The organism is Acinetobacter sp. NS-4, from assembly GCF_037402435.1.
In the GTDB taxonomy this organism is placed as follows: domain Bacteria; phylum Pseudomonadota; class Gammaproteobacteria; order Pseudomonadales; family Moraxellaceae; genus Acinetobacter.
The window spans coordinates 1-14,169 of the sequence record NZ_JBBEUE010000007.1 but is presented as its reverse complement, the minus strand read 5'-3'; the positions used below and the strand labels follow the sequence as shown (position 1 = coordinate 14,169).

Sequence of the window (14,169 nt, the reverse complement as noted above, 5' to 3'; positions counted from 1 at the left end):
CTTAGTTCTCCTCACCTGATTGTTCTTTATAGTCCGCAACTGCCTGAACTTCAGGGTGTGCTTGAGGTGCCCAAGCGACTGGACGATCAGTATCAAGTTCGAAGCTGGAGATGGCATCTTTCACCAAACGCGCATCTACTTCACCTTCATCGGCCAGTTTCTTCAAGGTTGCCACGACAATGTGCGCGGCATCTACACCGAAGTAACTACGCAAATTGCCACGGGTATCTGAACGGCCGTAACCATCGGTACCCAAGGCTACGAATGGACGGTTGTCTGGAAGATAGGCACGGATCTGTTCGCTGTATGCACGCATATGATCAGTTGCAGAAACCACAATACCGTCAGTATCACGCAATTGTTGTGACACCCAAGATTCCTTCGCTTCTTCAGTCAATGGATGCAGGCGGTTGTATTCTTCACATGCCATACCATCACGTGCCAATTCGTTGAAGCTGGTGACACTCCACACGTTTGAGTGAATCTGGTATTCATCACGCAAGATTTTCGCTGCTTTAATCACTTCTCGAAGAATCACACCTGAACCCATCAGCTGGACAGTCGCTTTTTCATCTTCTTCAAGCAGATACATACCACGCTTGATGCCTTCTTCAACGCCTTGCGGCATTTCAGGATGCTCATAGTTTTCATTCATCACGGTCAGGTAATAGAACACGCGTTCCTGATTGACATACATACGTTGCAAACCATCGTGTACGATGACCGCAAGTTCATAACCGAAACATGGGTCATAAGACACGCAGTTTGGAATGGTGTTGGCCAGAATGTGTGAATGACCATCCTGATGCTGCAAACCTTCACCGTTCAATGTGGTACGGCCGGCAGTCGCACCGAGCAAGAAACCTTGTGCCTGTGCATCACCGGCTGCCCAGGCAATGTCACCAATACGCTGGAAACCGAACATCGAGTAATACATGTACATCGGAATCATTGGCAGGTTATTGGTTGAATAACTGGTTGCCAAGGCTGCCCAGGCACTCATCGCACCAGCTTCGTTAATCCCTTCCTGCAACATGTGGCCATCTTTGGCTTCACGATAGTTCATCAGCTGTTCTTGGTCTTCAGGGGTATATTTCTGACCATGAGCAGCATAAATACCGAGCTGACGGAACATACCTTCTAAACCAAAAGTACGTGCTTCATCCGGTACGATTGGCACCACACGGTCTTTAATTGCTTTTTCTTTCAGTAACGCTGAAATTAAGCGGACCATGACCATCGTGGTTGATTGCTGCTTGCCATTTGAACCTTTTAATACGGCATCAAACACTGAAAGTTCTGGAATTGCCAAAACTTCACTTTCTTTACGACGTGCAGGCAGATAGCCACCCAATGCTTCACGACGCGCCTTCATGTATTTAATTTCAGGCGAATTTTCACTTGGACGGTAGAATGGAACTTCTTCAAGCTGCTCATCGGTAAATGGCAAGTTAAAGCGATTACGTACATACTTTAATGATTCAAGCTGCATTTTCTTGATTTGGTGGGTTTTGTTCACCGCTTCAATTTCTTCAGATAAGCCATAACCTTTTACCGTCTTGGCTAAGATAACTGTGGGTTGACCTGTCGATTTCATCGCTTCAGCATACGCAGCATAGACTTTGTATGGATCGTGACCACCGCGATTTAAGTTATCGATATCTTCGTCACTTAAATCTTTTACCAATGCTTCTGCTTCTGGGTATTTACCAAAGAAGTGTGCACGGGTATACGCACCACCTTTTACTTGGTAGCGCTGGTAATCACCATCCACCGCTTCTTCCATCACAGCTTTCAATGCACCGGAATTATCTTTTGCCAGTAACGGATCCCAATGACGACCCCACACGACTTTAATCACGCGCCAGCCGGCACCACGGAATAAAGATTCAAGTTCTTGAATGATTTTACCGTTACCACGTACCGGACCATCGAGACGTTGTAAGTTACAGTTCACAACCCATACAAGATTGTCTAACTTTTCACGGCCAGCAAGTGAAATCGCACCTGTACTTTCTGGCTCATCCATCTCACCATCGCCGAGGTAAGCCCAGACTTTACGGTCTTCTTCTTTAATCAGGCTGCGGTTCATCAGGTATTTTTGAATATGCGCCTGATAGATCGACATGATCGGACCCAGACCCATGGATACTGTCGGGAACTGCCAATAATCCGGCATCAAGTACGGATGCGGATAACTCGGTAAACCATTACCACCGACTTCACGGCGGAAATTGTTCAGTTGATCTTCAGTCAAACGGCCTTCAAGGAATGAACGTGCATAAATCCCTGGTGCACAGTGACCTTGGTAATAGATCATGTCACCACCAAAGTGGTCGCTATTGGCACGGAAGAAGTGGTTAAAACCGACATCATATAAAGTTGCAGAAGATGCAAAACTGGCCAAGTGACCACCGAGGTCGTCACCGGTTTTATTGGCACGTAACACCATCGCCAAGGCATTCCAGCGAATCAATGCACGGATACGGCGTTCCATATCTTGGTCACCTGGCATGGCCGGAGTTTCATCCACAGAAATGGTATTTAAGTAAGGAGTATTTAGACGCTGAATGGGAACATGCTTGGCAATCGCGCGCTGATAGAGTTTTTCTAATAAAAATGCAGCACGCTCTGTACCCATATGCTGCAAAACCGAGTCAAATGCATCTTGCCATTCTTGGGTTTCTTGCGCGTCGGTATCACCATAAAACGCCATATTTCACCTGTTCCTTGAGCTTATTTATAGTCTCTATATGTACCATACTTTAGAGAGCATCAGTTATTGCTACAGCTGAATACGGAATAGCACTATTATTTAGATAATAAATACTTGTTGACCATTCTTTACGCAATAAAACAAAAAACCGCCAATATAGGCGGTTTTTTATACAATAACTATTCTCTTGAATGATACTCTTATATTCGAAAGCTCTAAATGCCCATAGAGTTACTCTTTAATGAACATGCAAATACCTGTAGTTATCAACTGCAGTTATCCACTTATGGCAGCATTGCTAAATAAGGGGATGGATTTTTACGTTGTCCATCTTTGACTACTTCATAGTGTAGATGCGGGCCGGTACAACGACCAGTACAGCCTACATTGGCAATTTGCTCGCCTGCTTCCACACGATCGCCAACACGGGCAATCAAACGGGATGCATGTGCATAACGGGTTAGATAACCATTGCCGTGATTAATTTCCACGTATTGGCCATAACCGGTACCCCAACCTGACTTAGTCACTACACCCGGGCCAGTCGCATAAATAGGCGTACCACTTGGAGCAGACAAATCTAAACCTGAATGATGTTCAGCTCGCCCCGCCATGCTACGGCCACCAAAGTCTGAGCTCACACGTTTCATGGCTGGAAGAGGATGAGATACTAGCCAGGAGTAAGCATTAGCAGAATAAGTTTGTGAATTCTTTGAACCATATTTTTTAGCCAATGATTCATTGTTTAATTCAATTGTTTTTTCACGCAATTGAACATTCATTCTAGTATCAGCAGGAAGATCAATGTCATTTGATTCTGCATAAGACCCTTGAGCCAAAGTACGGGTCAATTGTTCAATGCGATCTACCGATGCATTGTTGGAGCTAGGATTTAATTCGACTAAATCTGCAAAAGCTACAGATGCGGCAGAAGCTGCCAATGAAAACGCTAATAAAATACGTCGCGTATGCATAAAAACCTCTTTTAACTGTTCTTAGTCAATGTCCTTGCGTGATCTCTTCCTTGATATCCACTAAAAGAAGTGCGTAAGATTAAGACACAAATATGTAGGAACAATGTATGTCGGAACCAGTGAACGTCTTTCAACAAACAAGAAAACACTTAAAAACAGGAAACTTTACGTTTCTCTCTACACAAGTTGCTGCATGGCAGAAACTTACAAAACTCATTCAACCGCTATTGCCCCAACCAGAGCAATGGCAAGTTGTTTGTTATCAACATGGCATTTTGACAATTACAGGTGCAAATCAAGCTATGATTAGTCAACTTGCATATCTTCAAAAGCAATATATCGCCCAATTGTTACAATTACCTGAATTTAAAGACTTACAAAAACTGCAAGTACGTTTAAGAATTCAGACGCAAGCCCCTCTAAAACCCCAATCTCTGTCCCGATCCCTTAGTCCAGATACTCAAGACTTACTTCGTGGTGCTGCCGACTTTGTAAGCGATCCTAAGCTTAGCCAAGCTATGCTACGTTTGGCAAGCAATAAAAAGTAACCAATACGGGCATACCTTTGAATTAATAAAAAAAATATGTGAACTGTTTAACAATTCATTTTGTTATATTATAACACTCGCATTAAAAGACAATGACTTATGTCACACTTACATAAGAAATAGGACATTGAGTAATGTCATCAAATGTTACAATTTCGTAATTACTTGGATCACTTTTAACATTGCGTAATAATTGATTATTTAAGGCATGGCCAGACTTATAGCCATCAAATTTGGCAATAATCTGGTGTCCCAAGAGATATAAATCTCCGACTGCATCCAAAATTTTATGCCGCACAAACTCGTCCGAGAAACGCAAACCTTCTTCATTGACTACACCGGTTTCATCCACTCCAATGGCATTTTCCAGACTGGCACCTAATGCCAGATTGTTGGCTTTTAAATAATCCAGATCTTTCATAAAACCAAAGGTACGTGCTCCACTGACTTCGTAGACAAAAGTTTCAGTAGAGAAATCGATGGTTGCGGACTGGTATTCTTTTTTAAATGCAGGATGATCAAAATCGATGGTGAAGTTGAGTTGAAAACCGTCATGAGGATGAAATACAGCGCGTTTATCATCAATGAGCGCTTTAACAGGTTTTAAAATCTTTATAAATTTCTTCGGCGCATTTTGTTCAGCCAGACCACCTTGCATTAGCAAGTAAATAAATGGGCCGGCACTACCATCCATAATCGGTACTTCTGAAGCAGAAACTTCAATAATAAGATTATCAATTCCCAGTCCGGCAATTGCACTCATGACATGTTCAATAGTACCGACTTTGGCATTTTCCTGAACCAGATTAGAACACATGAATGCTTCTTGAATCAGCATAGCATCTGCTGGAATATCCACCGGCGGATTTAAATCGATACGTCGAAATACAATGCCCCCATCCACATGGTGCGGCACAAAGTTAATTAAGACTTTTTGCCCACTATGAAGACCAATACCGCTCGCTTTCACGACACGCTTTAGGGTGCGCTGTTTCAACATGTTTTTCTATCATCTGCTCATCAAACCGCTATACGTTAGCATATTTAGCCATTGATAAAAAACAAAAAGGTAGCCTTAAGACTACCTTTTCTGCTGAATCTATACAGATTACCTAGCTCTATCTTTACTTACGTTGCTGATTTTTCAAGTAATCTTGAATACTCATTGGGGTTGGACGTGCTGAACCCACGGTTGGAGCAGGTGCGGCACTAGTCTCGTTGTGTTGACGTTGAATTGCCGGAACATCATCATCCTCAACTACAGCCTGAGCGACATGACTAGAAGGGCGTGTCACAGGCTGGGAAGTTGGACGTTTTACCGCATCTGCAGAATCGGCTGAATTTCGGGTTAAACCTGTTGCAATCACAGTCACGCTAATTTCATCACGTGCATCCGGATCAAATACAGTACCGTAGAACACCTGACCTTCATCCAGATCGACTATCTGATTGACTACATCGGTAATTTCTTCAATTTCACCGAAAGTCACGTCATCACCACCGGTCACGTTAATCAAGATACCTTTGGCATTCATGATCGTCACGTTATCGAGCAATGGACTGCGAATTGCCTGTTCAGCCGCCTGACGCGCACGGGTTTCACCACGACCTGAACCCACACCCATCATGGCATAACCACGCGTACTCATGGCAGTTTTCAAATCGGCGAAGTCAAGGTTGATGTGACCTGGGCGAACCACAAGGTCGAAGATACTGCGCACTGCATTCAGCAATACATCATCTGCTTTTTTGTACGCATCTTTCATTGAAATGTCGCGGAACACTTTAAGCAAACGCTGGTTAGGAATAATAATCAGTGAATCGACATGCGCTTCTAAAGCTTCTATGCCTTTTTCAGCAGACTGTTGGCGACGTTTCCCTTCAAAGTTGAAAGGTGTAGTCACCACACCAACGGTCAAAATACCCATTTCTTTCGCAATTTCAGCGACCACTGGCGCAGCACCGGTACCTGTACCACCACCCATACCGGCAGTGACGAATACCATATCGGTACCTTCCAGATGCTGGCGAATGATTTCACGGCTTTCTTCAGCAGCAGTTTGACCCACTTGAGGATTTGCACCTGCACCCAAACCACGTGTGCTTTGCTCGCCTAACTGGATTTTGAATTGGGCATTCATACGGTCTAAAGCTTGTTTGTCGGTATTGGCACAAACAAATTTTACCCCTTGAATGTCGGATTCAAGCATATGTTGTACAGCATTACCACCAGCACCACCAACACCAAATACAGTGAAACGGGCTTGACCGTTGCTATCGTTTTGATCATCTTCTAAAAATTCAAATGAGGCCATGACCTTTGGATTTCCTAATTCGTAATTGGCAGTCACTTAAGCCCGTATACTGCCTTGATCTTAATAAAAATTGTGTTTTAGGATGCTGTCCAACTACATGCTTGTCAAGTACAAGCCGTTAGACGTACAACTTCCCAACAATATTCCCAATAAATTTCACTTAAAATATCGATTTTAACTGATTGTTTAACGCCGACCATGCCCGACCTACCCGCTTAAAGACAGTCAGTTTTTCAGGGTCTGTCGCTTCTACAATGGTATCTTGCGTATCACTTTGGCTAAACATCAACAAACCGGCAGCAGTCGTATATTGTGAACGACGTAAAGCAGCCTGATTCTGTTCGTCAGCATGCACTTGTACTGGTGGATTACCCAAATGCGCTGAAACACCTAACATATGACGTGCCAAATTTACCATGCCTTCAATTTGACTGGCATCACCAGTCAGTACCACACCATGATACAAACCATGAATGGCCCCATTACGCTGTAACTCCTGATGAACCTGAGTCAGAATTTCTTCATAACGCGCAATAATGATTTCCGCCAGTTCAATGCGGCTGATGGTTTGCGGTCCATCAATGCCCTGAAATTGAATCATATGGTCAGGTTTGACCACTTTCAGGTCAACACAGCCATATAACAACTTCAGGCGTTCAGCTTCTTCGGTCGTGGTTTGCAATACCGCAGCAATATCACGAGTGACATGTTCACCACCACGTTGCAAAGTATGCGTCAATGCCAGACGACCATCCAGATACACGGCAATATTGGTGGTACCGGCACCGATATCGACCAAGCATACACCATATTCTTTTTCATCTTTCAGCAAACTGGCTTCAGCAGTCGCCAAACAGGAGACCACCATTTTCTCGACGCCAATATTGGCCCCTTTCAATGCACGATCCAGGTTCTGCATGGTGCTGATTGGCAACATCATGAGCTGATAATGCCCCATCATGCTATGTGCAGACATGCGAATCGGATTCTGCACCCATTCAGTAGAATCGTCCAATTCAAAACCTAAAGGTACTGCGCTGACCAGATAATGATCTGAAGTCAGATGGCTGGCTTTGGCCAACTCGAGCGCACGGACCACTTCGCTTGTTGTAATTGTATGGTCACTATTTTCAATAGGTGTACGACCTGAGGCATAAAAGCTTTTTAATTCTGCACTTGGAATGGAAATCCAAGCGGAATGCACCCGGCATTCAGCCATATCTTCTGCTTCTTGTACGGCATTTTTAATTGCAGTGATGACCTTGTCGAGACTAACAATTTTCCCTTTATTCATGCCTCGGTTACGAGCGGTTGCCATCCCAATCACTTGGATATTGTCTGGCGCATGTACCTTACCAATCAAAACTGAAACTTTGTGTGTCCCAATGTCAATCGCAACAACCGAGGGAACAGCTTCATTCATTATCTACTACTACCATTACGTGTTTAGTTAATTTATGGCCTTAAGCCTCTATTTTATATAAAGCCGCTCAATTATGGCTTTACCATTCTCGCATCTGCAATGCTTGTGTCATCAATCGTTACAACAAAATGACCATTTACAATATTCGGGGATGCTGAATTCTTCCATTGTATGGCCAATCCATTTCGATAACGCAAGTCCACTGACGAAATTTTAGCCCAAACCGGTTTTAAATCGCTTTGTGCCAGATGACTCAAGCGTTGAAGTTTACCCATGGTCTGATCCTGATCCACAATAATGCGTAAACCTGAATCAAACTGCATGAACCAGGTCATACGTTCTGTTAAATATAATTCTTTTAAACGAACATTGACTGGCAGGAATAACTGATTAATTTCATTGTAGCGACGCATCATCATTTTTGACTGAGAAGCAGGGCCATGCAGCAAAGGTAATTTCTGGTTATTTTGCGGAACCACTTCTGCAAAAATATCACCACTATCACTCAATAATCGCCCGGTTCCCCAACGGGCAATGGCATGACGAGGCATCACTCGCACACGAATTGAATTTGGCCATGCGCGTGAGACCACCACACGATCAACCCAAGACAACTCTAAAGCCTGATCCCGGATTTGTTCCAGATCAGAAGTAAAATAATTTTCCGTTACTTTGGGTGCCACATGGGTCGTGACCTGGCGATTTTCAGCCTCTGAACGGGTACCCACCACATTCAGTTCTGCCACCCGCGCATCAGTCATGACGCCATACAGACCATATATCCCCACAGCCAATACTACAAGTGCAACCAGCATCAATAACCAGCCACCCAGATTCGTAAGCTTTTCCTTACGTGTAGGTGGCTTATCATGAATTGAAGTAATTGCTGCTCGTTTACGACGCATTGAAGCAGGGAGTTGAGCCATAGTTTAGTGAGCCGCAGCCGTTAAAGTTTGTTCTAAAATAGCCACACACAATTCATCAAAACTATAACCAACAGCTTTGGCAGCCTTTGGTACGAGTGAATGACTGGTCATGCCCGGAACAGTATTCACTTCCAATAACCAGAAGTTGCCCTGTTCATCCTGCATGGCATCAATACGCCCCCAACCACTTGCACCTACGGCCTGAAAAGCACGTAAACACAAAGCTTGCAGACGCTTTTCCTCATCTTCGCTTAAACCGCATGGAATGCCGTACTGCACGTCATTACGGTTATATTTGGCTTCATAATCATAGAATGCCACATCTTTTGGTGGTTCCAAGCGAATGATTGGCAAAGCCTGACCATTTAAAATCACAATGGTGAATTCACGGCCAGTGATCCATTTTTCCGCCATCACCACCGCATCATGTTCAGTCGCCTTGGCAATCGCATCAGCAAAGTCCTCTTTACGTTCAACTTTGCTCATGCCAATACTTGAACCTTCATGTACCGGCTTGATAATGAATGGCAAACCGATACTGTCCACAATGGCATCCAGGTCAGAATCTTTGGTCACAATGCGATATGGCGCAGTTGGCAGTTCTGAACCTTGCCATACCTGCTTGGTTTTTACCTTGTCCATACCGATAGCAGAACCTTGTACACCGGTACCAGTATAAGGCAGGTTCAACCATTCCAGCGTACCCTGAATTTGACCGTCTTCCCCACCACGACCATGCAGCACAATAAAGGCACGGTCATAGTTGACCAGTTCAGTCACACTGCGTTCTTGAGGATCAAAAGCTTCGGCATTCACCCCCGAGCGTACCAATGCTTCAAGCACCGCCTTACCACTATCTAGAGAAACCTCGCGCTCAGCCGATTTACCACCAAGCAACACGGCAACTTTGCCGAATTTTGAAGCATTTGCCACGTTTATATCCTTAAACTTTATAACTGAACGATCACATTCAAAATCACACAAGGTGATTATTTTAAATACAAATTATTTTGTGCAAGATCAACCGAGATCGCACCCACATTACCTGCGCCTTGGGTTAATAACAAGTCATTCGCCTGTAACACTTTTTGCATCGCATTGGGTAAATTGCCATCTACAGGATCAATTAAAATCGGTTCAACATCACCGCGTAAACGAATGCTACGTGCCAAGCTACGGCTATCTGCACCCACAATCGGTTTCTCACCCGCAGGATACACCTCCAGCAATAACAATTGGTCAACTTGTGACAATACATCGACGAAGTCATCAAAGCAGTCGCGGGTACGGCTAAAGCGGTGTGGCTGGAAGATCATCACCAAACGACGGTCTGGATGACTTTGACGCGCAGCTTTAATGGTGGCTTCCACTTCTTTAGGATGGTGACCATAGTCATCCACCAGTTTCACATTACCGCCTTCCAGCTCAAATTCCCCCTGAACCTGGAAGCGACGACCTACCCCACTAAAGCCTTCTAATGCACGGCAAATCGCGCCATCAGAAACGCCTTCATCGGTTGCGATACCAATTGCCGCCAAGGCATTCAGTACATTATGCAGACCCGGCTGATTGACAGTCACACGAAGCGGTTCACGACCTTTACGCAATACGGTAAAGTGAGTACGCATACCGTCCTGATCAACATCGACAGCACGAATGTCATTATCTTCATTAAAACCGTAGGTTAAAAGTGGACGGCCAATACGCGGCATAATTTCACGAATGTTGGCATCATCACCACATACTACAGCCAGACCGTAGAATGGAAGTTTCTGCAAGAACTGTACAAAAGTATCTTTTAAAACATCAAAACTACCACCATAAGTATCCATATGATCGGCATCAATATTGGTCACGATGGTGGCCATAGGCTGCAAGTGCAAGAATGAAGCATCCGATTCATCTGCTTCTGCTACGATATAACGACTGGCACCCAACGCAGCATTCACCCCGGTACGGTTCAGCAAACCACCAATCACATAGGTTGGATCAAGGTTTTCTTCCGCCAACATACAGGTGACTAAACTGGTGGTTGTGGTTTTACCATGGGTACCGGCAACAGCAATACCATGACGATAGCGCATCAGTTCGCCGAGCATTTCTGCACGACGTACTACTGGAATACGGCTTTCAATAGCTGCTTTAATTTCTGGATTTTCAGGATCAATTGCGGTTGAAACGACAAGCACATTGGCATCTTTAATATTATCAGCAGCATGGCCGATGTACACTTTAATGCCATTTTCTTCCAGTTGTGCCGTGGTTTTAGACGCTTTGATATCAGAACCAGAAACTTTGTAGCCCTGGTTTTTTAATACTTCCGCGATGCCACACATCCCTGCACCACCGATCCCGACAAAATGAATGTGTTTGATACGGCGCATTTCAGGCACTTTAATTAACTTTTTTGCTTGGTCAGCAGGAGTAGATGGGGACATATATTACTCTAATTTACAATTCTTGAATTAAACGAACCACGTGTTGGGTTGCATCTGGTTGAGCCTGTTGGCGGGCCTTCACTGCCATTTCAGACAATAATTGACGATTCATCAACGGTGCTAAAAGTTCTTTTAAACTGTCTGGGGTTAAAGTGCTTTGCGGACAAATTTTAGCGGCACTGCTATTAGCCAAGAATTTGGCATTGGCAGTTTGGTGATCATCCACGGCACTTGGCAGTGGAACAAAAACGGCAGCCACACCCGCAGTAGCAATTTCAGTCACAGTAAGCGCCCCAGCACGACAGATAATTAAATCTGCATTGGAATAGGCTTGAGCCATATCTTCAATAAAGGGCTGTACCTCAACCTTTAACGATGCCGATTTATCAACATAGCGTGCCTGAGTGGCATCGGCATGGTTTTGACCACATTGATGATAAACATTCAACGGCACATTGAGCTGTTTTAATGCTTCAGGCACACGCTCATTCAGCGCTTGTGCACCCAAGGAACCCCCAACAATTAAAATACGCAGCGGTAAACCTGCTTTCTCACGTTCTTGATAACGCCAGGACGGACTTAAAATTTCAGTAATTTCTTTACGTACCGGATTGCCTGTAGTGACTATTTTGGCACTTGCCGGAAAAGTATTGGGAAAAGCCTGACACACTGTTTTTGCAATACGCGATAACTGGGTATTGGTAAAACCGGCAATGGCATTTTGCTCGTGAATAATCACGGGAATACCCAAGGCACGAGCCGCCAAACCACCAGGACCAGCCACATAACCGCCAAAACCGGCTACGGCATCGACTTTTAGCTGTTTCATGTAACGCATGGCACTTAAAGTGGCTTTTAAAATTTTAAAAGGGGCCAGTAACTTACGTACTGCACCATTACCCCGTACACCTTGAATATCAATCTGATAAATTGGAATGTCGTGATTTTTTAATAAGCGGTTTTCCATGCCGGTTGGTGTTGCCAGCCAAGACACTTGAATCCCTTGCTGCTGTAATTCTTTGGCAACAGCAAGTGCTGGAAAAACATGCCCGCCGGTTCCGGCAGCCATCATCATCACATGTTTCGGCTTTGTTTGCGTTGCTTGGGTCACAGTCTAATTCTTCAATTCTAAAATAGGGATAACGAGATTTGATTTTAAGCCAACAATTGTAATCACAAACGCATAACCGTGAAAGGTTATTTACTTTTTTTCAACATGCGTTTCATTGTTTTTTTCTTCAGATTTTAAAGTTTAAACTAGTTTTATTATTAATCGAGCAAAAATATGCATTTTTCACCGCATTTTATGCGCTATTTTTTACCCGGTTCATAAATTCGCACCAATCTCCCCCGATCCAAATAAAAAAAATCGGATAAATAAATAGGACAAATAAAAAGAGCCCCTTCTTAGGAGCTCTGATGGATCAAAATAATGCTTAAGCTTTTATACCTGCTTCCAAAACGGCAAATAAATCGTCGGCAATTGAAGTTCCAAACTGGTTATCAATTTCACGAATACAGGTTGGACTGGTGACATTAATTTCCGTCACATAATTGCCAATCACATCCAGGCCCACAAAAACCAAACCTTTTTCACGTAAATAAGGTCCCACCTTTGCTGCAATGGCTTTATCATTTTCAGAAAGTGGACGAGCTTGCCCCAAGCCCCCGGCGGCCAGATTGCCTCGCACTTCACCATTTTGTGGAATACGTGCCAAACAATACGGTACAGGCTCGCCATTCACCATCAGGATACGTTTATCCCCTTCCACAATTTCCGGAATATAACGCTGTGCCATAATCGGTCGGGTACCGTTATTGGTCAGCATTTCAATGGTAGATCCAATATTGATGCCATCTTGATACAAGCGGAAAATGCCTGTACCGCCCATGCCATCCAGTGGTTTTACAATTACATCTACCTGTTCTTTCAGAAACTCGCGAATCAAACTGTCTTGTGAAGTGACCAAAGTGGGAACCTGAAGTTCTGGGAACTGGGTGGCGAAGAGTTTTTCATTACAGTCACGCAGGCTTTGCGGCTTGTTGATAATCCACGCCCCTTCACGTTCGGCCTGTTCCAGAATGTAAGTGGTATACACGAAGTTCATATCGAACGGTGGGTCTTTACGCATCAACACCACGTCATAAGCCGCGATGGACTCTTTTTTCTTTTCGCCTAGCTCAAAATAATGATCGTAATCTTCAAATACTTTAAGTGGTGAAATTAAGCCAAAGGCTTTACCTTGTTCGATATACAAGTCTTGCTGCAATGCATAACCCAGTTCATGCCCACGGCGTGATGCTGCCCAGAGCATGGCCATAGAGGAATCTTTTTTCAGGTTGACATTTTCGATGGGATCCATCACAACAAGTACACGCATATCTTTGCTCTTTTAAAATTAATCTGCTTAAGAGTATAACGGAGATTATTCTTTTCTTTTTCTGAATTTCGGTAAAGCTTTATCTATTATTTTGAGTTGTCAGGATGTTTTTATGCAGCAAGCGATTATTGGTTTTCACCAGGATGAAGAACAGCATTGGGTTGCAGATTTGGCCTGTGGCCATACACAGCATGTACGGCATGATCCGCCGTGGCAAAAACGTCCCTGGGTGATCACTGAACAAGGACGAAAAGAGAAATTAGGCGTGATGTTGGAGTGTAAAAAGTGTGAAGAAAAAATTTAGTTAATCCTATATAAAAAATAAATAATAAACCATTTATCTAGAATATAATATCTATAGACTTCTTTCATAAATTATTTTAAAAACTAAAAATTGTTCGTAAAGCTGAAATTGAAAATAGATTTTAGTCGATATTAGAGTCATGAG

At 43.7% G+C, this 14,169-nt stretch carries 12 protein-coding genes; 2 read left to right on the top strand and 10 right to left on the bottom strand.

The window, feature by feature from the left end:
* Position 1: 1 nt before the first annotated feature.
* Entirely contained in the window at positions 2-2,716 is a 2,715-nt protein-coding gene (gene aceE, locus WAE57_RS07155) for a pyruvate dehydrogenase (acetyl-transferring), homodimeric type (protein ID WP_337709598.1), read from the bottom strand.
* A gap of 284 nt (positions 2,717-3,000) precedes the next feature.
* Complete coding sequence (locus tag WAE57_RS07150) at positions 3,001-3,690, bottom strand: M23 family metallopeptidase (protein WP_086174695.1); 690 nt, start codon at positions 3,688-3,690, stop codon at positions 3,001-3,003.
* Positions 3,691-3,797: 107 nt separating this feature from the next.
* Between WAE57_RS07150 and WAE57_RS07145 the strand changes: the two genes are divergently transcribed.
* A complete protein-coding gene (locus tag WAE57_RS07145) occupies positions 3,798-4,238 on the top strand; it encodes a DUF721 domain-containing protein (RefSeq protein ID WP_086174696.1) in 441 nt (146 codons plus the stop codon).
* Between the two features lie 97 nt (positions 4,239-4,335).
* Here WAE57_RS07145 and lpxC read toward each other — a convergent pair whose 3' ends face one another.
* The 8 genes from lpxC to gshB all read right to left on the bottom strand — a co-directional run bounded on the left by lpxC (position 4,336) and on the right by gshB (position 13,721).
* Positions 4,336-5,238 carry a UDP-3-O-acyl-N-acetylglucosamine deacetylase gene (gene lpxC / locus WAE57_RS07140; protein WP_237786928.1) on the bottom strand — a complete coding sequence of 301 codons (903 nt, stop codon included), beginning with the start codon at positions 5,236-5,238 and terminating at the stop codon, positions 4,336-4,338.
* 124 nt (positions 5,239-5,362) lie between these two features.
* Complete coding sequence (gene ftsZ, locus WAE57_RS07135) at positions 5,363-6,553, bottom strand: cell division protein FtsZ (RefSeq protein ID WP_086174698.1); 1,191 nt, start codon at positions 6,551-6,553, stop codon at positions 5,363-5,365.
* A 160-nt stretch (positions 6,554-6,713) separates the two neighbouring features.
* Positions 6,714-7,976 (bottom strand): cell division protein FtsA, encoded by a 1,263-nt coding sequence (ftsA, locus tag WAE57_RS07130; protein ID WP_337709594.1) that lies wholly within the window; start codon positions 7,974-7,976, stop codon positions 6,714-6,716.
* 71 nt (positions 7,977-8,047) lie between these two features.
* The gene (locus tag WAE57_RS07125; RefSeq protein WP_337709592.1) at positions 8,048-8,902 is read right to left on the bottom strand and encodes a cell division protein FtsQ/DivIB; all 855 of its coding nucleotides are present in this window, start codon (positions 8,900-8,902) and stop codon (positions 8,048-8,050) included.
* A 3-nt stretch (positions 8,903-8,905) separates the two neighbouring features.
* Positions 8,906-9,835 carry a D-alanine--D-alanine ligase gene (locus WAE57_RS07120; protein WP_237786930.1) on the bottom strand — a complete coding sequence of 310 codons (930 nt, stop codon included), beginning with the start codon at positions 9,833-9,835 and terminating at the stop codon, positions 8,906-8,908.
* Positions 9,836-9,891: 56 nt separating this feature from the next.
* On the bottom strand, positions 9,892-11,340 hold the full coding sequence (gene murC, locus WAE57_RS07115; protein WP_237786931.1) for a UDP-N-acetylmuramate--L-alanine ligase: 1,449 nt from the start codon (positions 11,338-11,340) through the stop codon (positions 9,892-9,894).
* Positions 11,341-11,353: 13 nt separating this feature from the next.
* The gene (gene murG, locus WAE57_RS07110; protein WP_337709588.1) at positions 11,354-12,451 is read right to left on the bottom strand and encodes an undecaprenyldiphospho-muramoylpentapeptide beta-N-acetylglucosaminyltransferase; all 1,098 of its coding nucleotides are present in this window, start codon (positions 12,449-12,451) and stop codon (positions 11,354-11,356) included.
* A gap of 325 nt (positions 12,452-12,776) precedes the next feature.
* Positions 12,777-13,721, bottom strand: a complete 945-nt coding sequence (gene gshB / locus WAE57_RS07105; protein WP_337709586.1) for a glutathione synthase — start codon at positions 13,719-13,721, stop codon at positions 12,777-12,779.
* Positions 13,722-13,833: 112 nt separating this feature from the next.
* Here gshB and WAE57_RS07100 point away from each other — a divergent pair, with 112 nt between their 5' ends.
* Complete coding sequence (locus WAE57_RS07100; RefSeq protein ID WP_337709584.1) at positions 13,834-14,025, top strand: DUF3565 domain-containing protein; 192 nt, start codon at positions 13,834-13,836, stop codon at positions 14,023-14,025.
* Positions 14,026-14,169 lie beyond the last annotated feature (144 nt).